This is a genomic window from Providencia sp. 6390, assembly GCF_058148425.1.
Window position 1 is genome coordinate 1 of sequence record NZ_JBYVYL010000002.1, and the last position, 26,071, is coordinate 26,071.

General features: G+C 39.8%; 16 protein-coding genes and 2 tRNA genes. 10 read left to right on the top strand and 8 right to left on the bottom strand.

All coding sequences use genetic code 11. The features are described from left to right. The 4 genes from AC3Z9T_RS05105 to cycA form a co-directional block, all read left to right on the top strand. On the top strand, positions 1-2,122 hold a 2,122-nt coding region (locus tag AC3Z9T_RS05105; protein WP_490125150.1), incomplete at its 5' end, for a thioesterase domain-containing protein. Positions 2,123-2,207: 85 nt separating this feature from the next. Beyond that, positions 2,208-3,872, top strand: coding sequence for a cyclic peptide export ABC transporter (locus tag AC3Z9T_RS05110; RefSeq protein ID WP_490125151.1), 1,665 nt, complete (start codon positions 2,208-2,210; stop codon positions 3,870-3,872). A 216-nt stretch (positions 3,873-4,088) separates the two neighbouring features. After that, positions 4,089-4,826, top strand: coding sequence for a 4'-phosphopantetheinyl transferase family protein (locus tag AC3Z9T_RS05115; RefSeq protein ID WP_490125152.1), 738 nt, complete (start codon positions 4,089-4,091; stop codon positions 4,824-4,826). 477 nt (positions 4,827-5,303) lie between these two features. Continuing rightward, positions 5,304-6,707: a D-serine/D-alanine/glycine transporter gene (cycA, locus tag AC3Z9T_RS05120; RefSeq protein ID WP_490125153.1), complete on the top strand. Its 1,404-nt coding sequence runs from the start codon at positions 5,304-5,306 to the stop codon at positions 6,705-6,707. Between the two features lie 64 nt (positions 6,708-6,771). On the opposite strand, the gene putP is transcribed toward cycA, so the two are convergent. Further along, positions 6,772-8,256 (bottom strand): sodium/proline symporter PutP, encoded by a 1,485-nt coding sequence (gene putP / locus AC3Z9T_RS05125; RefSeq protein WP_490125154.1) that lies wholly within the window; start codon positions 8,254-8,256, stop codon positions 6,772-6,774. Positions 8,257-9,024: 768 nt separating this feature from the next. Between putP and putA the strand changes: the two genes are divergently transcribed. Further along, entirely contained in the window at positions 9,025-13,008 is a 3,984-nt protein-coding gene (gene putA / locus AC3Z9T_RS05130) for a trifunctional transcriptional regulator/proline dehydrogenase/L-glutamate gamma-semialdehyde dehydrogenase (protein ID WP_490125155.1), read from the top strand. 449 nt (positions 13,009-13,457) lie between these two features. On the opposite strand, the gene fliZ is transcribed toward putA, so the two are convergent. Then, positions 13,458-13,970, bottom strand: a complete 513-nt coding sequence (fliZ, locus tag AC3Z9T_RS05135; protein ID WP_070924709.1) for a flagella biosynthesis regulatory protein FliZ — start codon at positions 13,968-13,970, stop codon at positions 13,458-13,460. A gap of 1,165 nt (positions 13,971-15,135) precedes the next feature. Here fliZ and AC3Z9T_RS05140 point away from each other — a divergent pair. Beyond that, positions 15,136-15,447 carry a DUF5339 domain-containing protein gene (locus AC3Z9T_RS05140; RefSeq protein WP_490125156.1) on the top strand — a complete coding sequence of 104 codons (312 nt, stop codon included), beginning with the start codon at positions 15,136-15,138 and terminating at the stop codon, positions 15,445-15,447. A 209-nt stretch (positions 15,448-15,656) separates the two neighbouring features. Continuing rightward, complete coding sequence (locus AC3Z9T_RS05145; protein WP_490125157.1) at positions 15,657-16,649, top strand: hypothetical protein; 993 nt, start codon at positions 15,657-15,659, stop codon at positions 16,647-16,649. A 97-nt stretch (positions 16,650-16,746) separates the two neighbouring features. On the opposite strand, the gene mgtA is transcribed toward AC3Z9T_RS05145, so the two are convergent. The 4 genes from mgtA to cspE all read right to left on the bottom strand — a co-directional run bounded on the left by mgtA (position 16,747) and on the right by cspE (position 21,458). Next, positions 16,747-19,449, bottom strand: coding sequence for a magnesium-translocating P-type ATPase (mgtA, locus tag AC3Z9T_RS05150; protein ID WP_490125158.1), 2,703 nt, complete (start codon positions 19,447-19,449; stop codon positions 16,747-16,749). A gap of 150 nt (positions 19,450-19,599) precedes the next feature. After that, on the bottom strand, positions 19,600-20,298 hold the full coding sequence (locus AC3Z9T_RS05155) for an MgtC family protein (RefSeq protein WP_490125159.1): 699 nt from the start codon (positions 20,296-20,298) through the stop codon (positions 19,600-19,602). A 522-nt stretch (positions 20,299-20,820) separates the two neighbouring features. Then, complete coding sequence (gene dsrB / locus AC3Z9T_RS05160; RefSeq protein ID WP_490125160.1) at positions 20,821-21,012, bottom strand: protein DsrB; 192 nt, start codon at positions 21,010-21,012, stop codon at positions 20,821-20,823. Positions 21,013-21,245: 233 nt separating this feature from the next. Next, the gene (cspE, locus tag AC3Z9T_RS05165; protein WP_008911725.1) at positions 21,246-21,458 is read right to left on the bottom strand and encodes a transcription antiterminator/RNA stability regulator CspE; all 213 of its coding nucleotides are present in this window, start codon (positions 21,456-21,458) and stop codon (positions 21,246-21,248) included. 471 nt (positions 21,459-21,929) lie between these two features. On the opposite strand from cspE, the gene AC3Z9T_RS05170 reads away from it, so the two are divergent. Both AC3Z9T_RS05170 and AC3Z9T_RS05175 read left to right on the top strand, forming a co-directional pair. Next, complete coding sequence (locus AC3Z9T_RS05170; RefSeq protein WP_490125161.1) at positions 21,930-22,448, top strand: YlaC family protein; 519 nt, start codon at positions 21,930-21,932, stop codon at positions 22,446-22,448. A 122-nt stretch (positions 22,449-22,570) separates the two neighbouring features. Beyond that, positions 22,571-22,646 (top strand) — tRNA-Asn (locus AC3Z9T_RS05175). A gap of 34 nt (positions 22,647-22,680) precedes the next feature. Here the strand turns inward: AC3Z9T_RS05175 and AC3Z9T_RS05180 are convergent. After that, positions 22,681-23,862: an anaerobic sulfatase maturase gene (locus AC3Z9T_RS05180; protein ID WP_490125162.1), complete on the bottom strand. Its 1,182-nt coding sequence runs from the start codon at positions 23,860-23,862 to the stop codon at positions 22,681-22,683. A 12-nt stretch (positions 23,863-23,874) separates the two neighbouring features. Continuing rightward, the gene (locus AC3Z9T_RS05185; RefSeq protein ID WP_490125547.1) at positions 23,875-25,590 is read right to left on the bottom strand and encodes an arylsulfatase; all 1,716 of its coding nucleotides are present in this window, start codon (positions 25,588-25,590) and stop codon (positions 23,875-23,877) included. 222 nt (positions 25,591-25,812) lie between these two features. On the opposite strand from AC3Z9T_RS05185, the gene AC3Z9T_RS05190 reads away from it, so the two are divergent. Next, positions 25,813-25,888, top strand: a tRNA-Asn gene (locus tag AC3Z9T_RS05190). The last annotated feature ends 183 nt before the right edge of the window (positions 25,889-26,071 follow it).

The following is a 26,071-nucleotide window of genomic DNA, read 5'->3' on the forward strand; positions in this document are numbered from 1 at the left end:
TGCAGGCGATACCCGACTGGTGGCTTACCTCTGCCCACAATCCGGTATCACACTTGAACCTGCCGAGCTGCGCAAGCAGCTCTCGGTGCACTTGGCCGACTATATGCTCCCATCCGCCTTTGTGATGCTTGAAACATTCCCCCTGACCCCTAACGGCAAACTTGATCGCAAGGCATTACCAGCCCCAGACCAATCCGCGATAGTAAGCCACGTGTATGAAGCGCCACAAGGTGAGCTAGAGTGCGCATTAGCGCAAATTTGGCAAACGCTGCTGGGGATTGAGCGTGTCGGGCGACATGATCACTTTTTCGAACTCGGCGGCCATTCATTGCTAGCCGTACAGTTACTAAACCATATGCGTGAACAGCGCATGGAAGTTTCGCTTGCTACGCTCTTCTCTCACCCCACTTTCTGCGATCTGGCCTTTGAAATCGGCCGTAATACATTAGCGGTTTCAGATTCTCCATTTGATGTAAACCCTGTACCGCTCAGACCTGAAGGAGATCTCCTTCCACTCTTTTTGATACATGAATCGACGGGAGACCCGTTAGTGTATTCAACTTTCGCTACATTGCTGCCTTCAACCTTACCTGTCTACGCACTTCAGGCGTTAGGTCTGCATATGTTGCCGTCACCTCCAACCTCAATAGAAGAACTGGCGAAACACCATGTGAATGCGATACGTCGTATTCAGCCTCATGGCCCTTATCACCTTGCGGGATGGTCATTAGGCGGGTCGATTGCCTATGAAATAGGTCTACAGCTGATTAATAGCGGTGAGCAAGTCGCGTTTCTTGGCATGATAGATTCCTATAATTTCAATCGGGAAGTTCCTCAATTTAATGAGCAAAAAAGTGTTTATTTCTCTGGAGATCTCAATGATGAACAGGAAAATATCAATATATTCCTTGCCTATTTACGTAATCATCGGACAATCGCCGATGAGCAAGATTTGGAGGATCTGCGCACATTAGGCAATATAGAGAAAATTATCGCGCACTGTTACGAACGTAAATGGCTTCCTTCAGGCATCACCAAACAAGATATTCTTCTGCGTATTAACAGCCAAAGAACTATCTTGCAATTATCCCAGCATTACCGAGCTAGCGCTTCGTCATTATCAGTCCATCTCTACCGCGCTGAATACACCTCTCATGACGATATTTGGGGAGAATGGCAAGGTATTGTCGGTCAGCATTCCATGCTTCACCCGATTGGTGGCACCCACTACACCATTATGCAGCCGCCATTGCTTAATCAAGTTGCAGACTCGTTTAGTGAGTTCCTATTGCCGACCAACTATACACCAAACATTGTTATCCAGAACGGTTCGCAAGGCGTTCCTCCACTCTTTTGTATCCCTGGTGCAGGCGCCAATGCCTCAAGCTTTATTGAGCTGGCGTTAACACTACCAACACAACAACCTATCTGTGCGTTACAGGCTCGCGGCCTGACAACCCTCAATCAACCGCCTTATCGCAGCGTAGAAGGTGCAGCACGTGCTTATATTCAGGGAATACGGCAAAAACAACCCCATGGGCCTTATCACCTGTTGGGGCACTCTTTTGGTGGCTGGATCGCCTTTGAAATCGCATTACAGCTACAAGCTCAGGGAGAAACGATCGCCAGTTTGATATTGGTGGATACCGATGCGCCAAATAAGCAAGAGGACTCACTAAAATCTGTCAATCGCGTTGAAGCCATTATGAAACTGATAGATATCTATAACATGCTTTTGCCACAACCTTTAACGCTAACAGAGGTTGATTTCATGGATAGCACACCTGACGCGCAGATAACACTATTGCATAGTGCATTAGTGAAAGCAGGTATTTTCTCTGCACACACCCCTACATCGCTGTTGCAGGGTATTGTTCAGGTTATGAGGGCCAATTTGAACACGGTGTATCTACCGCGCGAGCGCTACCAAGGATATCTCTACTTAGTAAATGCCAAAGAGGGCGATAACGATGAAAGAATGACAAATGAAAGCGAATGGAGAATGCATGTTTCCCAGTTATACCCAATATTGATGCCAGGTAACCACATGACGATGCTCTCTACACCACAGGTGGAACAGCTTGCTGATTGGCTATGGCAAACCTTGAACAAACATAAATAGCGAAATCAGAATAGTAGCGCGGCCAGCAATGAGGCTGGCCGTAGCTCTGGGCATTAAGTACGTCTTAATAACGTGTGGACACAATATGAAAACTTCAACAACTAAAAACCCAGCACTAACGCTTTTACTTTCACTCCTGTTCAATTCACGGTGGATATTGGCAATTGCCACCGCTGCCAGCGTCATAAATGGTATTGCCAGCGTTTCACTGATTGCTTTAATCAACAAAGCACTGATCATGCCTGCTGCTGATTATGTACCACTGGCTAGCTATTTTGCCTTATTAACGGTATTGGCCATTGCTTGCCGTATTTTTAGCAGCGTCATTTTCGCAAGGCTAAGTCAGGGGACCATGGCAAAAATGCGTGAGCTGATTTCACTCCGTGTAGCTCGTGCTCCCTTTCGTCAAATAGAAAAGCTGGGCGCTTCGCGTGCACAATCAATTATTACGGATGATTCAACTAACGTTTCACTGTTATTTTTCACCCTGCCAAACATAGTGATGCAAGGTTCTATCGTTATCGGTTGTTTGGGATACCTTGCTTGGCTATCACTTCCTATTTTTTTTCTCGCACTAACCATAATTATTGTTGGTTCATTAGGTTATAGTCTTGGTGGCAGTTCCGCCTTTTCTTCTCTAAGAGCAGCAGGCCAAGCGCAAGATCGCTTATTTACTCACTTCAATGCCCTTTTTTCAGGTGCAAAAGAACTTAAGCTACATGTTTCTCGTGCACATACCTTTCTTAATCAATCACTGGGTAAAGAAATTGATGCTGTGCGCAAAAATCGAACTCGAGCCTTTGGTATTTATGCCTTTGGCGTTGGTTGGATCCTCTTTCTTTTCTATAGCTTTCTTGGCCTAGTTATTTTTTCCCCTACCTTATTACCAGGGCTTGAATCTAGCGCGCTTGCAGGTTATATCATCGTATTTTTATTTATGCTGATGCCACTGGAAGGATTACTTAATAGTATTCCAACATTAAATGCAGCTCGTGTTTCATTACGTAGGATCAGTGCCATATTATCTGAACTGGATGAGCGTGATCCCATCGATAATACCGTCTGCGCGGGTGAATTTGGCAATGCTAACACTATTTGTCTTTCTAGCGTTATCCATAGCTATTATCGTGAAAAAGAAGATAGCGTGTTTCAGTTAGGGCCCATTGATATCACACTGAAACGAGGAGAAATTACCTTTCTCATTGGAGGTAATGGCAGCGGAAAAACCACCCTTGCCAAGCTACTGGTTGGCCTGTACACACCAGAGCACGGTACAATTATGGTTGACGGGCACGAGGTTGTTGAACGTAATCGTGCCAACTATCGGCAACTTTTCTCTGCCGTATTTTCTGACTTTCATCTTTTTGAATCATTGATCGGCTTAAATAATACCGACGCAATGCTAGACTCACGCGCGAATGCACTACTAGCTAAACTTCATCTTGAGCATAAGGTGACGGTAAAAAATGGCTATTTTTCTACTCGTGACCTCTCGCAAGGGCAACGTAAACGACTCGCATTGGTTGTCACCTATCTTGAGGATCGCCCTTTCTATCTGTTTGATGAATGGGCAGCAGATCAAGACCCTCTCTTTAAACGTATTTTTTATCAAGAGCTTTTGCCTGAGTTAGCCGCGCAGGGTAAAGCTGTATTAGCTATCACGCATGACGATCGTTTTTTCCACTTAGCCGACCATTGCATTAAGCTTGAAAATGGCCGACTCATCATTGATAAAGGTGATGCTGTTTAGCACTGGCGCTCGAATGCTTAACTGAGACGTTTGAAAAAATATTGAACGTCAGTAGATTACGCCCCCATTTTCGTATCAGTACAATGTGATATGAATTGACAGGATAAGTGATAGTAATCGATTTTTTGTGAAAGTGTGACTGCTCCCCGTCGTAAACAGCGAAGGTTTACGGCGAAGAGCAGTCACTAAAGAATCTCTATAGTAAGGGTCACCACAATGTTTAGTTTTAAGGAAAATTTGCCCACAGACGCATTTATCCGTTCATTCAAAACAGGGATTGTTATACCAGAACCATCAATACATATTTGTCAGCTTCAGTTTGCTATTTCAGGTTACGACGATGCCTTATTTTCAACATTTGCCGTAGAATTCCCTGAATCACTTTCTTCATCTGTGATAAAACGGCGAGCCGAATATCTTGCAGGAAGAGTTGCAGCACAAACGTTACTCTTGAAAGAGGGGGTGAGTAAAAAAGTCACACTTAGTAACGACAGAAGCCCTAAATGGCCAGAAGGCTGGAGGGGAAGTATCTCCCACACTGAACAGTATGCATTAGCGGTTATTTCACCACGACCAATAGGTTTTATGATAGGTATAGATATAGAGAACCTTGTTCCTGAAACAATGCAGAGCACAGCCGATGTGTTTACAACAGAAAAAGAGAGAAACTACTTGTTCAATAGTGGGATAGATTATCACCTTGCATTACTTATCGCCTTTTCAGCCAAAGAGAGTCTCTATAAAGCACTTTATCCTGTAGTTAAGTTTTTCTTTGGTTTTGAGAACGCGATAATAACGCAAATTAATAGCCAGTATAACACCTTCACTTTGCAATTGACTCGCTCATTATCTACTACATTCTCTGCTGGTGAATATTTTTGGGGCCACTATCATTTTTATGACAATAAAGTGACGACACTAATCTATCGACACCATGATTACACAAAAAATTGATTTTTATAATAAATCTATAATTCCAGCATAATATTAACGTGTGTAACACGACCAATATCGCGGTTGCACCTCGTTATCAATTTATTCATCCATAATAAGTTCAGATGATATCTTTTTGGATGAATATTAGGTGAGTTAAAAATTAGTAAATATCGAAACTAGGTCTTACAAACCGTTTAATACCAAGAGTTCAACTTTCTGGGATCACTTTACATTTGATACGTATCACAATGGCTAGATTCAACATATCAGCTAATCTCAATATTCTGCTATTTTTAGTTAGGTAATTAAATTTTAGTTACTAATGTTAATGTAGTGTTATTGTTAGATTAAGATGTCGCCACTTCGATGACAGTACGTTAAGTTTTCCTTACTCTAATTGAGATTTATGTCACAATATTTTATGCAAACACCGTCACACAACTAAAAATACACTGTGACTGCACATTACTCACCGTCTTGCTTGGATAGATACATATGGAAGAAAATCAACCCGCAATGTCAACGCACTCCTCAGCTGATCGTCATCAGCTAAAACGTAGCCTCAGTAATCGACATATCCAGCTTATCGCCATAGGTGGCGCTATTGGGACTGGTTTATTTATGGGGTCAGGTAAAACCATTTCTCTTGCAGGGCCATCAATCATTTTTGTCTATATGATTATCGGCTTTATGTTGTTTTTTGTTATGCGAGCAATGGGAGAGCTACTACTTTCAGACCTTAACTATAAATCATTCAGCGATTTCTCCGCTGATCTGATTGGGCCATGGGCCGGTTTTTTTGTCGGATGGACTTATTGGTTCTGCTGGGTGATCACTGGAATTGCCGATATTGTTGCTATCACATCATATGTCAGTTTCTGGGTGCCCGATTTCCCTGAATGGGTTACCTCATTTATTTGTGTAATGACATTGTTGACTCTAAATTTAGTCTCAGTCAGGCTATTTGGTGAACTTGAGTTTTGGTTTGCTATGATAAAGATTGTTGCCATTATTGCTTTGATCGCTGTAGGCGGAACATTGATTGCGATGAATTTCCAATCACCAGCTGGTCATACTGCATCTTTAAGCAATATCTGGAATGATGGTGGAATGTTCCCGATGGGGATCAGTGGTTTCTTTGCTGGCTTCCAAATCGCTATCTTTGCTTTTGTAGGGATAGAATTGGTGGGCACCGCAGCAGCTGAAACTCGTGATCCTGAAAAATCGTTGCCAAGAGCGATTAATGCCATTCCATTTAGGATCATTGCGTTTTATGTGTTATCACTGATTGTGATTATGGCGGTCACTCCATGGCGTACCATTTTGGCAGACAAAAGCCCGTTTGTTGAAATGTTTGTACTAATTAGCTTACCAGCTGCAGCCAGTGTGGTTAACTTTGTGGTACTTACATCAGCAGCATCCTCTGCAAACAGTGGTGTTTTTTCCACCAGCCGTATGTTGTTTGGTTTATCTAAAGAAGGTGATGCGCCAAAGCAATTTAGCCGTTTATCTAGCAAAGCAGTTCCTGCTACAGGGCTGATTTTTACCTGTATCTGCCTAAGTTTTGGTATTGTTCTTATCTATTTTATTCCAGATATCATGCACGCTTTCACACTGGTTACCACTGTGTCAGCTATTCTGTTTATGTTTATTTGGAGCATGATTTTGCTTAGCTATCTGAAGTTTAGAAAGCATCGCCCACAGTTGCATAAAGCATCACACTACAAAATGCCTGCTGGAATTGTGATGTCATGGATTTGCTTAGCTTTCTTTGTGTTTATGGTGATTATATTAGCATTTCAGCATGATACGAGACAGGCATTGATGGCAACACCGGTGTGGTTTGTTATCTTGCTCATCGGCTATCATTTCGCTAAACGCCACAAAAAAGCACAATAATAGATTTAAATAGCAAGAAAAAAGGCCGAATAATAATTATTCGGCCTTTTATTTATTTTATCATTTACTTAGTTTTATATTCGGCTTCTGCTTCTTCAAAGCGAGCCTGAGCTGCTGCACTCGGTGCTTTGGTCAGCAAGCTAACAACGACAATCGCAATAGTTGCTAAAATAAAGCCAGGAATGATTTCATATAGCGCAAACCATTTGTATTTCATCCATACCAATACAGTTACCGCACCCACGATCATACCCGCAAGCGCACCTGTACGAGTCATGCGTTTCCATAACACAGACATCAGGACGACTGGACCAAATGCAGCACCAAAGCCAGCCCATGCGTTACTGACTAACGCAAGGACTTTGCTGTTAGGGTCACGCGCGATATAGATAGCTATTGCTGCAACTAACAGCACCATAAAACGCCCGACCCAAACTAACTCTTTTTGGCTGGCATTCTTACGAACGAAAGGCTTATACAAATCTTCTGTTAATGCACTTGCGCATACTAATAATTGGCAGCTTAAAGTACTCATCACAGCGGCTAAAATTGCTGATAACAAAATACCTGCAACCCATGGGTTAAATAGAATTCCAGCAAGCTCCATAAAGATCCGCTCATTGTTGCCCATCACCGATGAAGCTAATGCAGGGTTCATTTCAAAATAAGCAATCCCAAAGAAACCAACCGCAGTTGTACCGCCAAGGCACAAGATCATCCATGTCATACTGATACGACGAGCCGAACGGATAGTGCGATGTGAATCAGCCGCCATAAAGCGAGCTAAAATATGCGGTTGCCCAAAATACCCTAATCCCCAGCCTAACAGTGAAATAATTGCGACAAAGTTTAACCCTTTAAACATATCCAAGTATTCAGGATTTTTCGCTTTAATCACCTCAACAGCAGTATCCATGCCACCTAATGAAAGGATGATCACAACAGGGGTTAAAATCAAAGCAAAAATCATCAATGAGGCTTGAACGGTATCCGTCCAACTTACCGCTAAGAAACCACCGAGGAAGGTATAAGCGATAGTGGCTAATGCACCTAACCACATGGCTTTCTCATAGCTAATATTGAAAGTACTTTCAAATAACAAGCCACCAGCAACGACGCCAGATGCACAGTAAATCGTAAAGAAAACTAAGATCACAACAGCAGAAATAATACGTAAGATTTTGCTATTATCTTCAAAGCGGCTAGTAAAGTAGTCAGGCAAAGTAAGTGCATTATTGTTCTTTTCAGTTTGAACACGCAGCCGCCCTGCCACAAACAACCAGTTTAGATAAGCCCCTAAGCTTAAACCAATCGCGATCCAACTTTCTGAGATACCCGCTAAGAAGATAGCGCCAGGTAACCCCATTAGCAGCCAGCCGCTCATATCAGAGGCCCCTGCTGATAATGCGGTGACGACGCTTCCTAAACTTCGTCCGCCAAGAATATAATCATCAAAGTTTTTTGTTGAGCGATAAGCTAAGTAGCCAATAAGTAACATGCCAGTAATGTATACGATGAACATAATGATCATCGGAGTGCTTACAGTCATTCGCCTTCTCCATAGAATTTTTGTTCCCCGCCTATTTATATTTAATAAAAATATTTGGGATTTATACTCGTCATACTTCAAGTTGCAGGGCTTTTCATTAAGGTATTGTGACTGCGCTACGCTCACCGAGCCACATAGTTTATCTATGCTCCCCGACTATATTCGCTTGTCGCCTACCTGTACCTTGAATTATTTAGAGTACATATTTATTAAGCAGTGATATTCTTTAATTTGTTGCACTTAATTGCACATCTGCTAATTAAATAATAAATGTTATGTGTATTGTGATTATGTTGTGTTGCACTTAATTAAAAATATTACCCCTGCATGCTAGACAAACTCATTTGAATTTAACAAGAAATTAACGTTATTTTGTTCCATAAACGATATCCGCATCACAAATGTTACAATTTTGATAAATTAACCAATAGATTGATTAACTTACAACCGAAAAACAAAATTCAATTAACACAATGATTTTAATCGAAAAATAACAAATTAAACTGCCAACCATCCAATTTAACCAATAAAAATACGATATGTTTCACACTTCAGTTAGAATTGGCTTTAACAATGTTGCACAAAGTTGCAACATGATGCTATTAAGGTGTAACTTTTCTTACATACTCTAAATAATTCAACATTTAGTTATTAGATGACCAGTGAGCAAGTGGCCAGCCGCATACAGATGCGCCTAGTACGAGTGAACGCAGTCAACAACATAGCAATTTGAAAGATGATGAGTATCAATCATTCGAGGAAATAGGGATGAGTAGTACAACAACTATGGGTGTTAGGCTTGATGAAGCGACTCGTGAACGCATTAAAACTGCTGCTCAACGTCTTGATCGCACACCCCATTGGTTAATTAAACAAGCTATATTCAATTACCTTGAACAACTGGATAATCAGCAATTCATCCCTGAAATTTCCGCGGGACAAGATAGCAAAGACGCTTCAATATCAGAAGAAGAATCATTAACTGAATCGAATTATCAGCCTTTTTTGGATTTTGCAGAGCATATTTTACCCCAATCGGTGAAACGTTCAGCAATCACCTCTGCTTATCGAATTCCAGAAACGCAAGCATTGCCAATGTTATTACAACAAGCGCAACTGCCACCAGAGCAAGCCGATGCAGCGCATAAATTAGCCTACTCTATTGCTGAAAAACTACGTAACCAAAAAAATGGTATTGGGCGTTCAGGTCTAGTGCAAGGCTTGTTACAAGAATTTTCCCTTTCTTCACAGGAAGGTGTCGCATTAATGTGTTTAGCAGAAGCGCTACTACGCATCCCAGACAAAGCCACTCGTGATGCCCTGATCCGCGATAAAATCAGCACGGGTAATTGGCAATCACATTTAGGTCAAAGTAGCTCAATGTTTGTCAATGCAGCAACGTGGGGCTTATTGTTTACAGGAAAACTAGTTTCAACACACAATGAAGCCAAACTATCTAACTCTTTAAACCGTATCATCAGCAAAAGTGGTGAGCCACTCGTCCGTAAAGGCGTTGATATGGCCATGCGTTTGATGGGTGAGCAATTTGTAACGGGTGAGACCATTGCCCAAGCTCTAGCTAATGCGAGGAAACTCGAAGAAAAAGGTTTCCGCTACTCTTATGATATGTTGGGTGAAGCCGCACTCACTGAAAAAGACGCTCAAGATTACATGGTGTCATACCAACAAGCGATCCACGCCATTGGTAAAGCCTCTAATGGTCGAGGTATTTATGAAGGCCCAGGCATCTCCATTAAATTATCAGCGCTACATCCACGCTACAGTAGAGCGCAGTATTCACGTGTGATGGAAGAGCTGTATCCGCGTTTATTGTCATTAGTGTTACAAGCACATCAATACGATGTAGGAATTAACATCGATGCTGAAGAAGCCGATCGCTTAGAGATTTCACTCGACCTACTCGAAAAGCTGTGTTTTGAGCCACAACTAGCAGGTTGGAATGGTATTGGTTTTGTCATTCAAGCCTATCAAAAACGCTGCCCATTTGTGATTGACTCGATTATTGATCTCGCGGAGCGCAGCAAACGCCGTTTAATGATCCGACTAGTGAAAGGCGCTTATTGGGATAGCGAGATCAAACGTGCTCAAATGGATGGTTTAGAAGGTTATCCAGTTTATACACGCAAAGTGTATACGGACGTTTCTTATCTCGCCTGTGCGCGTAAATTATTATCGGTTCCTAACCTAATTTATCCTCAATTTGCAACCCATAACGCACATACACTGGCTGCAATTTATCAACTTGCAGGTAAAAACTACTACCCAGGCCAATATGAGTTCCAATGCTTACATGGTATGGGTGAACCTCTGTATGAACAAGTGGTTGGTAAAGTGGCTGATGGTAAACTCAATCGACCTTGCCGTATCTATGCGCCTGTTGGAACACATGAAACATTATTAGCCTATTTAGTTCGTCGCTTATTAGAAAATGGTGCCAACACGTCTTTCGTTAACCGCATTGCAGATGCCACCATCCCTCTTGATGAGCTAGTGGCTGATCCAGTTAAAGATGTTTTAGAAATGTCTAAGACTGAAGGGCAAATTGGCTTACCGCACCCTAAAATTGCACTGCCTCGCGACCTGTATGGTAAACGTCGAGTCAACTCAATGGGGCTAGATATGTCAAATGAGCACCGTTTGGCTTCCCTCTCTAGCGCACTTTTAACCGCGGCAATACAAGAAAAATTAGCGCAACCATTATTAGGTGGCAATTTTAAAGCGACTGAAGCAACAGAAAGTGCCTACCCCGTTATTAACCCTGCTTGTCACGCTGATACTGTGGGTCACGTTCGTGAGGCGACAGTTGAAGAAGCGGATCACGCACTCAATATTGCCAACGATGCAGGAGCGATTTGGTTTGCAACTCCACCATCAGAACGTGCCGCCATTCTATTACGTGCCGCTGATATCATGGAGCAACAGCTACAGCCACTACTGGATGTGTTAGTGCGTGAAGCAGGAAAAACCTATGTAAACGCCATTTCTGAGGTACGTGAAGCCGTTGATTTCCTCAACTATTATGCGACACAAGTTAGAGATGATTTCGATAACAATACCCACCGCCCATTAGGTCCAGTCGTTTGTATCAGCCCATGGAACTTTCCATTAGCGATTTTCACTGGCCAAATTGCCGCTGCCCTAGCCGCAGGTAATACCGTACTAGCAAAACCAGCTGAACAAACACCGCTTATTGGTTCTATTGCAGTATCAATGTTGCATCAAGCGGGTATTCCACGAGAAGTACTACAATTCTTACCAGGTAAAGGTGAAACGATTGGTGCCAAATTAGTCGGTGACCATCGAGTACGGGGTGTTATGTTTACTGGCTCAACAGAAGTTGCCGGTTTATTACAACGTAACATTGCAGGCAGACTTGATGCACAAGGTCGCCCAACGCCGTTAATTGCTGAGACTGGTGGTTTAAATGCCATGATCGTCGATTCATCAGCACTGACAGAACAAGTTGTGACAGATGTTGTTGCCTCTGCATTTGATAGCGCGGGTCAACGTTGCTCTGCGCTAAGGATCCTGTGTGTCCAAGAAGATGTTGCTGATCGCACTATCCGCATGCTAAAAGGCGCAATGGAAGAGTGCCGCATGGGTAACCCTGAACATCTTTCTACTGATATTGGCCCTGTGATTGACAACGAAGCCAAAGAGAATATTGAGCAGCATATCCAGCAAATGCGCAGTAAAGGCAAAGATGTCTTCCAAGCAGCATTCAATAGCCTCGATGACCATCGCGAGCAGCTAGAAGGTACTTTTGTTAAACCAACATTGATTGAATTAGATAATGTTGCTGAGCTGAAAAAAGAGATTTTTGGTCCTGTACTACATGTGATCCGCTTTAAACGTGAACAGCTTAGAGAACTAGTCGATCAAATTAATGCGGCTGGATATGGGTTAACATTGGGTGTTCATACTCGTATTGATGAAACTATCAATCAAGTAGTTGCAAAAGCGAAAGTCGGTAACCTTTATGTCAACCGTAACATGGTAGGAGCTGTGGTTGGTGTGCAACCATTTGGTGGGGAAGGTCTTTCTGGAACAGGTCCTAAAGCAGGTGGTCCATTGTATTTATACCGCTTACTTAGCGAGCGCCCTGACAATGCCGTCAGTCGCACGTTAGAAAGACAAGACAATGAATTACCAATGGATGCAAGTGCTCGCCCTATTCTGCTTGAAACCTTTGACGCGTTCTCAACATGGTCAGAGAAGCAAGAAAATGGCGTTGCCCCTGCCTTACTAGAACGATTTGCACGCCAAGCCCAAGCCGGTACTTCACGGTTATTACCAGGCCCAACCGGTGAAAGAAACACGTATACTTTAACCCCAAGGGGCACAATACTTTGTCTCAGCGATAATGAAAAAGATTGTTTAGTACAGCTAGCTGGGGTATTAGCTAGCGGCTGCCAAAGTTTATGGCCTGAAAGTGAGATGCATCAACGACTGTATAAAGCACTACCTGAAAAAGTTCGCCATGCTGTTTCAATCAGCAAAAATTGGTCTGAACATAGCCAACACATTGAAGCCGTTATCTATCATGGCGACAGTGATCAGCTTAAAGTTGTATGTGAAACTATAGCGCAACGTAAAGGCCCTATTATTTCGGTGCAAGGATTTGAGCGTGGGGAGACTAACTTGCTTCTAGAAAGATTAGTCCATGAGCGTTCATTAAGCATTAATACCGCAGCCGCAGGTGGTAATGCAAGCTTGATGACTATCGGCTAACCAAAGAGCCTGAGCCTTTCGGCTCAGGCTGAGGTTGTTGACGAAGCGGGATAAAAGCGTGGTTTTTCCCGCTCCGTGTTATCAGCCGAAAATCAATAAATTGATTTTCCTCGTTGATTTCAAAAACCTTAACGACCGCCGACAAACAAAATACGTTTGTCAGCAGTCTGAGGCTAAGCCTTTCGGCTCAGACTCTATTTAATATATTATTCTTCAATTCAATAACAATATCAGGTTATAAAATATAAAATTGTTATTTTTTATTCAATTTATATATTGTGGTTAATACTTATTCTTAATATGAGATTACAAATAGGATTAAAAATTTCTATTGGTTATTATTTATATAATAGAGTGCCACAAAAACAAAAAGGTGCCCTATAAGGGCACCCTAGATATTTTAACTATTTTGCTTTGAATAAGTCGTTGAACTAATTCGTAGTTAATAATTAGTTTTTTTCTGATTCCCAGAACAAATATTGCTCATATTTACGTAGTGCAATATTGTAATTACTGAATGCTGATTCAGTCATTCTATCGCTTAATTGTTCTTGGATTTTGCTCGCTGTAAACTCTTTCATTGAAAAATTCGATGATGAAAGGAGTTCATCAAGGCGGCGCAAACGAACAACGTATTCACGAACGGTGCTATGGCTCATTTCAGTCTGTAAAAACAGGTACTGTTTAAATGACATAATGTCAAAAAAATCAGTATCGCTGTTGCAGTAAATTTCGCTACAAAAGCGACAAAGTGCGGTAAATTTATCTTGTAAATCAAGCCATGCACCTTCATCGACAAGTTCTGTCATCTCAGCAATAGCTTCTTTATTCAAGATAGCATCGTTAAAGACAAGAGAAATACGATCCAGTGTTTTATGGCAATGCGCACAATGCGTTTGGCTGTGTTTAAAGTCTTTGATATAACGACTCAACGGCCGTTTCTTAACAATAGAAGCAGACATGATGATAAAGCCCTGTGTGTAAGTCTAAAATTAAAATAGTAATGTGGCATATCACATTACATACTGAGTATGCCCATAACATTATTATTATCCGCTATGTGACATGTTGATACAGATGACTCTGTATCAAGTACTTTTGCTTTTACTTAAGGAATAAGTTCATACTAAAAATACATTGTAAGGACTACTTTCCCTCGGTGAAAAGCATTCTATCGCGTCTATCGCTCTTTGGCGAATTTCTGCGAAGACTAGAGTTTGGTACGAATTTCATTTAGCGTCAACCTATTAAACCAGTCCTTTATTGTCTTTGCCTACAAACAAAAATCAATAAAGCATTATCAGACACTAACGATACCAACCGCTAAGCCAGAGACTTTACCTGATAATAGACAATGCATTCAATAATAATTTGATTTAAAAATCAGTTTGATAGCCTATTGCGAGTTAAAATGATAAAACTGTGAACCAGCTCACCTAACATAACCAAAATTTAACTATTTATCCAATAGCTGTTTATTTTTTAAATATCTAATAAGCTGCTACAAAAAATAAGATGTAAATCTTTTTTTACATACTAAGCTAAATTCGCTCTATGAATTTATTTTCTTACTATATGCAAAATAGTTATAGTTTATGGTGAAAAGTTATATTTCACACGTAGCTTATCCTTTGTATTTCATTATAAAAAACGAAACTCATTTACTTGGCTAGGTATATTCACTAATAACTCATTTATTAACCAGAGAAACTTTAGGTTTATTGTGGTAATAAAAACCCACAAACAGACCTTAAGTCTTTTTTACAATTTTTGTGAATAAATTAATTACTTAATCAAACATAAGCTGTTGAATAATTCTCCATAGCTTAAAATACATAAAAACAAATCTACGACATGTAAAAATCCAACAAAGTAGCACCCATCACAGGATGATAGTCAATAAAGCATTTATACCACCATGAGAACCTACTCACGATTATTAACAAACAGCATTTTTTTGGATTAAAACACTAAATAATGAATTAATTTCAAATATAAATTTTATTTAATACTGGTTTATGGGCGATTTTTCGAATTATTTTTTAGGATTTGTCACGTTTGATATTAAAGCGAACTCTTATATACTCGATTTTGCTACTTCAATAACTAATAATTTTAAGGTTAATTATGAAAAAGTTAATTCTAGCTTGTGGTATGGGTTTAATGGCGTTAGCTATCACTGCATGTTCAGACGAAGAGAAAAAATCCGAAGTTGCTGGTGCAACTGAAACTTGTAATGCTTACTTCGCTGAAGTCGATGCGCTAATATCTAAAGCATCTGAAAACCCACAAGCAAAAGCTCAGTTAGATGCGATGAAGGGTCAACTGGAAGAAGGTAAAAAACAAGTTGCAGCACTACCGAAAGATCAGCAAGACAAAGCTTGCCAACAAGGTATTGATGCAATGAAACAAATGAAATCTGCATTAGGTCTGCAATAATTAGATTTCTTTGAAGTATGGTGTCATAGATTTATGACACCATATATTTTATTATCAAATATCTCAAAATCCTAGTATCAACGCTATCTATAAAATCTCAATTTATAAAAGTAAATACCGAGCTATCATAGTTTTATGAAAGTCGTTAATCCATTCATAATATATACTTAAAATTATTAAATATGCACTTAATTTTAAGGAGTATTATATTGTACGTTAATACATTAGGCCGTAAAGTATCCATAGAATACTGCGAAAGACGTAAAGAAAATCAAATATTGATCCTTGGTTCCCATAATGATCCCGAAAGAATACATCATGAAAAAACCTTATCAGGTATCCCATTAGGTAAAAATAATAAACTCTCTATATCTTACAATGATAGTTGTAGTCTAAATAAAATTTATAAAAATATAAAATGTACCAAAAACATTTCTTCATCACCCCCACATCAGAACAAAAAATTTTATTTAGAGAAAAATTCTGTAGCCATTGATTTGACTAATTTATTTCTAAAAATCGATAGCAATATAATTAAGTCTTTAACGTTAGAAAAACAAGAAGACAATTCTATCGATAATAATAAATCAACTAAGGAAACAGCAAAAGAGTGGATTGCATTTGAATACCAACGGCAAGTATCAGCCATTTTCACTGAAGTATTGAATGAAAAACTTCCAAAATACATTAGTGCCAATGATAGAGAGAAAATAATAGAATTATTCAAAAATAAATTCAACATAGATATGGGAGAGTATCGATCTGAACCAAGATTCCCTAAGCAAATCAGAAGGATAATATTACTTGATAATAATATTACTAAATTTGTTAATAATACTCCAAAATTAAATGATACAAATTTTGAGAGCAAAAATAAAGACCCAGATGGTATAATAACACGCATAATAAATGAGATAATGTTTGACCATTATTTTACTCACACCACCTTTAAAAAAGTGAAGGAAATAGCAGAAGTTGTTATCAATAAGTATATTAGTATATTTGAAGAGTTTGATAACGCCAGTCAGAAAAATTTAATGTCAATACAAGAAGGTGAAGTTGTTCTACCCACCTATGAAACATTTTCTCTATTAAACCATAAGATACGACCTGACTTAGGCAGCTCTCGATTAAACAGAACAAAGAGAAATAAAAGCGTTATTTCTGCTGTTAATCACATTCTAAACACAGATTACCCATAAAGATAGATTATACACTTAGTACACACCCACTCTAACCAATTGAATAAACTAGCAAAATTTTTAAAAACAATCTTGCTAGTTTATTTTATTTAGTTATTTAAAGCCACGTTCCAAAACGTTTTATATAAAACTGTTTCATCAACTGTGCTACTACACAATAACTGACCAGTGTTAACACTAACCATGGGAAGTACTCGATAGGCAACGGCTGTAAGCCAATCATTTCACCAAATGGTGAGAACGGAATATATAAGCCAAGCGCCATAATTAGCCCTGTGGTTAATAATACCGGTAATGCCGCAGTACTTTGAATAAATGGAATTTTCTGTGTACGCAACATATGTACAACTAATGTTTGTGATAATAAGCCTTCGACAAACCAGCCAGACTGGAATAGTGCTTCATGAGCAACACTATTTGCTTGGAATACATACCACATCAACGCAAAGGTAGTAATATCAAATATCGATGACGTTGGCCCTATCCATACCATAAAGCGGCCAATATTTTTAGCATCCCATTTACGTGGACGTTTTAAAAATTCTTTATCCATTTTATCCCAAGGTAATGCTAACTGGGAAATATCATACAGCAGGTTTTGTACTAATAGATGAATGGCTAACATCGGTAAGAACGGAATAAATGCACTGGCAATTAAGACTGAAAACACATTACCGAAATTAGAACTTGCCGTCATATTTAAGTATTTAATGATATTACCAAAAGTCTCTCTTCCTTTAATAACCCCTTGCTCTAAAACCATTAAATCTTTTTCTAACAAAATAATGTCAGCAGACTCTTTAGCTATGTCAGTACCTGTATCAACAGAAATACCAACATCGGCATCTCGTAATGCAGGCGCATCATTAATGCCATCCCCTAAAAAGCCAACTGTATGACCATTTGCTTGCAATAATTTTAAAATTCTCGATTTTTGTAGCGGTGTTAACTTACAAAATACCGAAACTTGTTCAACCTTTTGTTTTAATTGCTCGTCAGATAATGCCTCAACCTCAAGGCCTGTCATAATTTCACTGATATTTAAGCCAACATCATGACAAATTTTTTCGGTAATAATCGCATTATCACCTGTTAAGACTTTGACTGTTACCCCATTTTCACGTAATGCCGCAATAGCTGATATTGCGCTTTCTTTTGCAGGATCGAGGAAAGTTAAAATACCCCGTAATTCAAGTTGCTGCTCCGCTAAGGCAGAAAGAGGCAAACTCGCTTCATCATTATTCAGCGAACGAGTGGCAAGTAACAACACACGAAAACCTTGTCGATTATAATCACTCACTAATTCTGTGATTTGTTCTCTCGCTTGTATATCAAGTGGCAACGATTGACCATTTTGTTGATAACTGGTGCATACTGCCAGCATCTCTTCCGCTGCACCCTTACAAATTAATAACGCATCGCCTTCCGGTGTCCTTACCGTGACAGAGAGCTTACGGCGTATAAAATCAAAAGGTAATTCATCGATTTTTTGGTAGGCTCGCAAATGTTCGATTTCATCCTTTCCCCTTCCACGACGAATGATCGCTTGGTCCATCATATTTTTTGCACCACTTTGGTTGAAGCTGTTCAACCAAGCCAATTGCAAAATTTGATTATCTTTTTGCCCATCGCTATCAAGATAATGTTCTAAGATAATCCGATCTTGCGTCAATGTCCCTGTTTTATCGGTGCATAGGACATCCATTGCCCCAAAGTTTTGGATCGCATTCAGCCTTTTCACTATCACCTTGTGTTTCGACATAGCAATAGCGCCTTTAGCTAAGTTTGAGCTGACAATCATTGGTAGCATTTCAGGCGTCAGACCAACGGCCACAGCTAAAGAAAATAGTGTTGCTTCAAACCAATCACCTTTCGTAAAACCATTAATCAGTAAGACAATCGGCACCATTACTAACATAAAGCGGATCAGTAACCAACTCACACTGTTGACACCGCGATCAAAAGCCGTTTGTGCACGACTACCAACAATTGACTTGGCTAGTGAACCGAGATAAGTTTTGCCACCTGTCGCAACCACAATCCCTCTTGCTGTGCCACTAGTGACGTTAGTACCCATCAAACAAATATTAGAAATCTCTAATAACTCATTTTCAGTAGGTGAAGTTGGCTCGATACTTTTAGCCGTTATATCACCTAAAGTGTCATATTTTTCAACAGGGATCGATTCGCCTGTCAGTATCGCCTGACTAATAAATAGGTCTCGTGATTCAATCAGTTTGAGATCTGCTGGCACCATATCTCCTGCTGATAACAACACGATATCACCGGGAACAAGACATTTAATTGGTATTTCTTTGCGAACAGAACGTCCTGTTTTGTTATCACGGCGAAATACAGTTGCAGTTGTACGAACTAAAGATTTCAGTGCTTCAGCGGCTTTATTGGTACGGTACTCTTGCCAAAACCGTAGTAATCCACTGAGTAACACCATAGTAACGATGATAATAACCCCTGTTAAATCTGTTTCTTCACCTTGTCGCTCAGGGATCAGGTAATCGGTAAAGAAACTGACTATCGCTAATGTCATTAGCACAAAAATAAAGGGATTTTTAAATGATGAAAGAAGCTGTTTCCATGCCGGTGGAGCTTTTTCATGGGCAACTTCATTTTCGCCTTCGGTAACGAGTCGATCCAATGCCTCATTATCAGACAAACCTAATAGGTTAGTTTGATATTCATTCAGCACTTGTTCCATTGTTTTACTTGCTTGTTCACCAACAATGAATTTTTGGCGTGTTGGCGTTTTAGCGCTTTTACGCTGATGCCTTATTTCAGTCATAACGTTTATCTCTATCGAGCACTGACTGTGCTTTTTTAAACGCTATCTAACTGAAAATAAGTTATTTATAGTTAGATAGCTCCCACGTTTTACTCCATGATGGAGGGTGATCGTCCATTTTGGCTCCTTTAGTTAATCATTATTCGGCAATCAGGCAGGTAGCTCTGATGCCACTTTCCAGTTGATAGCACTAACGCTTTGTTCAAGACTGATCCGACAAACCAGTGCTTCAATTTCTTTTTGTTCAGCAGGTGTAGCTAAAAATTCTGCAACCACTTCTAATTGTTCAGGTTTCAGTGTATCTGCACTACTTAATGACTGAAGACGAATATGTAGCCCATTGATGGCTTGTAAGATCAGTGTTCTGACTAAAATTTCATCACCTTGATGGCACATCACACGGATCTTATAACGTTGTTCAATATCAAGCGCTTGCTGTTGTGGCTGCTTATTAATACGTTGTGCGGCCTCTCTCAATAGAATGTTGGCGCAAAGAATGAGCAATGTTGCCATAATTGCCAATGAATATTGCCCTAATCCACATAACACTCCGATCCCCGCAGAACACCATAATGTCGCTGCGGTATTCAATCCACGAATGTTCATGCCTTCTCGCATAATCACCCCAGCTCCTAGAAAGCCAATTCCAGAAACCACTTGTGCCGCAATACGTCCAGGACTATCCGGTGATGTCGTGACAGAACTTAAAATAAACACTGCTGCACCCGTTGCGACTAATGCATTGGTGCGAAGACCTGCCATACGTTGGCGCCACTGGCGCTCAGAACCAATCAAAGCTCCTAAACACATTGCAGAAACTAAATTTAAAATTTCAGATGTAAATAACATGAGTTTTCCTCCAAAAATAAATATTTCGGATAACAAAATATATGGAATTAATTCCATATAGCCTTAAACCTGAATAGTTAAATAGCTATTCAGAGATTATTGGCTATTGCCTGGAGGAAATAATGAATAAAAATAGATCTTCATGATCCGTACTCGCAATAAAACTTAAGTCATTGATAATGAATGACTTTATAAAGGAGTATCGAGTGAACTAACGCTGGATACTGCCTACCGTGGAGGCAAGCAGTTAATAGAATAGATAATTAATAGCTTGCCAGTAAATTTAAATTTTTATTACAACTCTGACTGTCCAAGTAATTATCTCCTAAGAAAATTTGAATGGAGTATAGATTGCCAAATTTATTAAGTAAAGCTCAAAATGATTATTTATACTCTGAGTTATTCCAAATACAGCTAAGCGACCAGAGAATGAGATGCAAGAAGCATACATAAGTATGTAACTAGTGTACATGAACTTAGCTTAGAAACAATGCAATTTGCAGTATGAAGAATATAACAAATTTAATTTTCAACTGGGGTTACAAATACCCCCATTCCGCCTTCTTTTTCATTAAAAAACCAAATGCCACCAGGGTAATCGGGCAAAGAAACGAGATACATGGTGCCTTCATTAAACGGTTCAATCAGTAAGATTTTTCCTTCACGGCGCTCTTGTCCATCCGTTTTAACATAAACACGATCATGAATTTTCATTAGATAGTGACCTCCGATAAGTATACGAACTCTAAATAATTCGAAATGCAACTAAGCAACAAGTGAATGAGTCTCTGAGTACTCACTGAAGCAAGTCGTTACAGCCGCCATACTTTAACAAAAAGCATTGCAACTTGAAATATAACGAGTATGTACTGGAAGCTGGTGTAGCGGGTATGAAAAAGCCCGTCATTAAAAATGACGGGCTTTAGAAATCAGTTAAGCAATTAAGCTTAGATTGCAGTTACGTTAGCAGCTGCTGGGCCTTTTGCACCGTTTTCAATGGTGAATTCAACTTGCTGGCCTTCTGCCAGAGTTTTGAAACCAGCGCCCTGAATGGCAGAGAAGTGAACGAAAACGTCTTTGCTACCATCAGCAGGAGTGATGAAACCGAAGCCTTTAGACTCGTTGAACCACTTAACTTGACCTTTCATTTTGTCGGACATTTGACTTTTCCTATATAACATCAAAAAAAACTTGCCTTTTCGGCATATATGGGCCGGAGTCTACTATTTAACAGGAAAAAACCAAGATGAAGCGTCACGGTCAAAGGCTATCTGTGATAACTTTTTTCTTTCGAACACACTAACTCAGTAATCATACATCAAATAGGACTGCTAAACAGGCCGACACTCATTAACTCATGAGTTAAGGATAATAGCAACTATTTTGTATGGATTAACCTTAAAAAAATGCTGTTTTTTCGATTGTGTCACTTTTCCGATAATTGGGTTAACAAAAAATTCGCATTTTGTTGATATTTTAAAAGTTTTATTGAAATAAACCTCTTGCCTCTCAGTCAGATAATTCTGATCTTGAGACAATTACACTCAATATTTTTCATAACTGATATATAACAATTCCACTTACGCATGATACTCTTCAGGTATAGAAGTCTTACAAAGAGTGATCGCATCATGGATATTATTAAACAAATACTTATCGAAGATTTGGACACCATCAATAAAAATGAAAAACGTGATGGAAAACCTTACTTCAATAGCCAATTCATCGCTAACCATCCATATCTCTGTATCGGTATGGTTGCCGCTTATGTTCCACTGGCGCTCCTTGTACTCTACGCCCCCTACTTTGGCTTATACTGGATGCTCGGCTTTACGCTATTATTCATTATATTAGGCGCAGTTTTACTGTTTGATATCAAACCTGTTTATCGCTTTGAAGATATTGGCGTGCTTGATTTACGAGTTTGCTACAACGGTGAATGGTTTGTCACTGAAGAAGTTGCACCATCATCTATCCAGAAAATACTTGATTCAGATAAAGTTAATCATGCAATCAAGCAAGAAATAAACCGTTTGATGGCACTTAAAGGTACACTGTCGTTTTATGATATGTATCATATTGCCTATCCTGAAATTCCGTCGCAAGCAAAAGCAACGGTGATAGCTCAGAATAAAGCGCAATATCAATAAGCTAGAATAAAAATCAACCATAATGCACAGTCAGTAACCAAACAAATTATTTTTGTGTTTTTATCGTTGACAGCCTGAGATGATATCGCTAATATGCGCCTCGTTCTCAGGAACAAAGCAATTCCTCCATAGTTCAGTCGGTAGAACGGCGGACTGTTAATCCGTATGTCGCTGGTTCAAGTCCAGCTGGAGGAGCCAAATTTAAAAAGCCCGCTTTATAGCGGGCTTTTTGCTATCTAATACTTAACACTTCTCTGCGCCAACCTTGCACGCCTAGCGCATTACGAGGGAATTGTCTAACAGGCTCTAACACCTTACTAAAAAAAGCATAATACCCTTCACATAGTTGATTACGACCTGAATGATTAACATGGGCTGGACAGCCGCCTTGGCAAACCATTTTCACATCACATTGCTGGCACTCTTTACGGCGACTTTTATTTTGACCAAAAGGCAAAGCGACGGATGAATTAACGAAATCACTAAATCCACTTTCACCATTAAACACGCCTAGATAATGGCTTTGATCTGCTTGATGGTCACAGGCGTAAATTTCCCCTTTTGTCTCCATCATCATATTTGTGCCACAGCGTTCTGAATGTACGCAAGATGTACTCACTTGTGTGAAATATTGGCTATAAACCTGCTCAATATTCATCACGAATATTTTGCCAATATGATGTTTCTGCTGCCATTGTTGGTAGACAGTACTTAAAAACTTCCCCCAGTTATCAGCACTCAGTGTAAAACCTTGTCCAATGGCATCACCTTCTGACATGAGCGGTTGAAATTGAATATAACGTGCACCCAGTTGAACAAAATGAAGGTAAATTTCTCGACCAAGCTCAGCAACATCATCATGGACGACAGTCAGAATGTTAAACTCAATATCAAATTGCTGAAGTAAATGGATCCCATTGATGACTGCATCATAACTACCTGTATTTCCTCTTCTATCATGGCGATAGCGATTATGGATATTTGCAGGGCCATCGAGGCTAACACCTATCACAAAATCATGTTGTTTGAAAAAACGACACCATGCAGGGGTGAGTAATGTGGCATTCGTTTGTAACGTATTGATAATACGTACCCCCTGTGGAGCATACTTTTTCTGTAGTGATACCGCTCGCTTGTAAAAATCCAGCCCCGCTAATAAAGGCTCCCCCCCTTGCCATACAAAATTAATCTCTTTGCTATAAGCGGGCTGAGAAGCCACATAATTTTTGATAAAAGGCTCTAACATCGCTTTTATCATCGGAGCTGCTTTTTGCTGCTCCTGTTGTGGATAATAACAATAATCACATTTTAAATTACAACCAGCCCCAACGGGTTTTAATAAAATATGAAAAGGAATAGCCGATCTTAATGGCTTTGCCTGTAATACGGGAGGATCATAAAACGCGATCTTCATTTTATCTCTCCTTTATTTCACCGCTACAGATTCAATGCGTTTATTGGTTTTAGGATCAATACCAATATAACCGCCATTAGATTTATCGACACCGATATAATCAATCGCCTCACCTTTTGCTTCGATAATCATACCTGTCGCAGCAAACTGCTCGTACTGCTGTTGTAGTTTTTTAACGATGTCAGGGTGCTGTGCTGAAATATCATGAGTTTCAAGTGGATCGTCTTTTAAGTTAAATAATTGCCATGGCGCCATTTCTGCTTTTGGTGAGCCTTTAACTAAGCGCCTTAATTTCCAATCACCTTCAACCAAAGCCGCTTGATTGTGTAATTCAACCCCAAATGAATATTGTGGATTGACTTGTGCTTTATCAAGCAAATGAGATTTAAAACTCGTACCTAACATGGGAAGTGGATGAATATTTTTGATCTGTTTATTAGCGTCAATACCTGCAAATTCATATAATGTTGGCGCGATGTCATAAACAGCCATCGGTGTACTATCAATACTCCCTGCTTGGCCGATGCCCGGCCCCGTAATAATCAAATCAGTATTAATTCCACCTTGTGCACTGGTTGTTTTATGAAAATTCGCATAAGGGGCATTACTGACATTCGCCCAATGAGGCCCTACAGAAACAAATGAATTCTTACGACCGATATTTTCATAGCTATTATCAAACTGCTCCCAATATTCAGGCTCAGACTCATAATAAAAACCAGAAGCAGGGTTAGCGCCATTGTCTGTTGCAAAAATAACAATAGTGTTTTTATCTCTCCCTGTTTCTTTTAGGGTATTGAGCACACCACCGATCTGATCATCCATATAAGCAATCATTGCAGCATAAACTTGCATCGTTTTAGCAGCATAGCGCTTTTCTTCAGGGGTAAGCTGTTCCCATTCTTTATCAAGATCAAGATTCGGCATTGGTGTTTGATCATTGATAATGCCAAGCTCCTTCAGCCTGTTAATACGCTGACGATAAACCTTACCAAACCCTTCATCATATTTACCATCAAATTTGCTGATCCAATCGTCCGGAGCTTGAATTGGATCATGAGGGGCCGTGAAAGCAAGATAAGCGAATATCGGTTGGTCTTTTGGAGTTTGCTTAATCCATTGCTCAAGTTGCTGAGCGTAATTTTTACTTGAATAGAAATCACTTGGTAACGGTGTTTTTTCACCGTTTAATGTGTAATAAGTATGGAAACTTTCGACGGTGCCTAAAGGCATTGCATCATCAAAATGGCTAGTCCCCCCTCCCATAAAAGCAAATGCTTGGTTAAACCCTCTATCTGTTGGCCTAGCACCTTTGGTATAGCCTAAATGCCATTTACCTGACATTAACGTGTTATAACCCGCGTCTTGGAAACGCTCTGCCATTGTCACTACACGATCGGTCAAACGTAGCTCATAACCTGGTTGACCAACAGTATTTTCGTACCACCACATTCCGCCCATCCCAGCCTGCTGATTAGTAGCTCCCGTCATTAACATCGAGCGCGCAGGAGCAGACATCGGAGATGTGTAATATTGGCTCATTCTAACGCCTTGATCAGCCATGGTTTGCAAGTTTGGCGTTGGAATTTCACCACCGAATGGGCTGATGTCTGAATACCCCATATCATCAGCAATAATAATAAGGACGTTAGGTTTTTCGATTGTTTCAGCGAATGTCACCCCTGAAATGACTGAACTTAATGCAACTGCTAACATTGTTTTTTTAATCATAGCCCCATCCATTATTGTTAATTAATTGTAACCCTAACGTTAAATATTGTTTCACTCTCTGACTATCGTTCTTCGGTATGATGGCTATAGACCTATTTTTCGCCGACATAAGCAGCAGATTGCTTATTTAGCAATCACTTGGCGTTTTTTTTGATATTTATACTTTACAACTCACAACAGGATGGGTAATATGCGCCTCGTTCTCAGGAACAAAGCAATTCCTCCATAGTTCAGTCGGTAGAACGGCGGACTGTTAATCCGTATGTCGCTGGTTCAAGTCCAGCTGGAGGAGCCAAATTTAAGAAGCCCGCTTTATAGCGGGCTTTTTGCTTTTTCAGATTTACCTTTTCTACTGGTATCACCACTCTCAACATACCATTCCGTTGAAACTTGCATCGATTCGATCACATAACAGGCAATCAAACTTTTATTGTGGTTTCTTCTTTGACATTTCACATCGGTAACGCTACTATTCAAC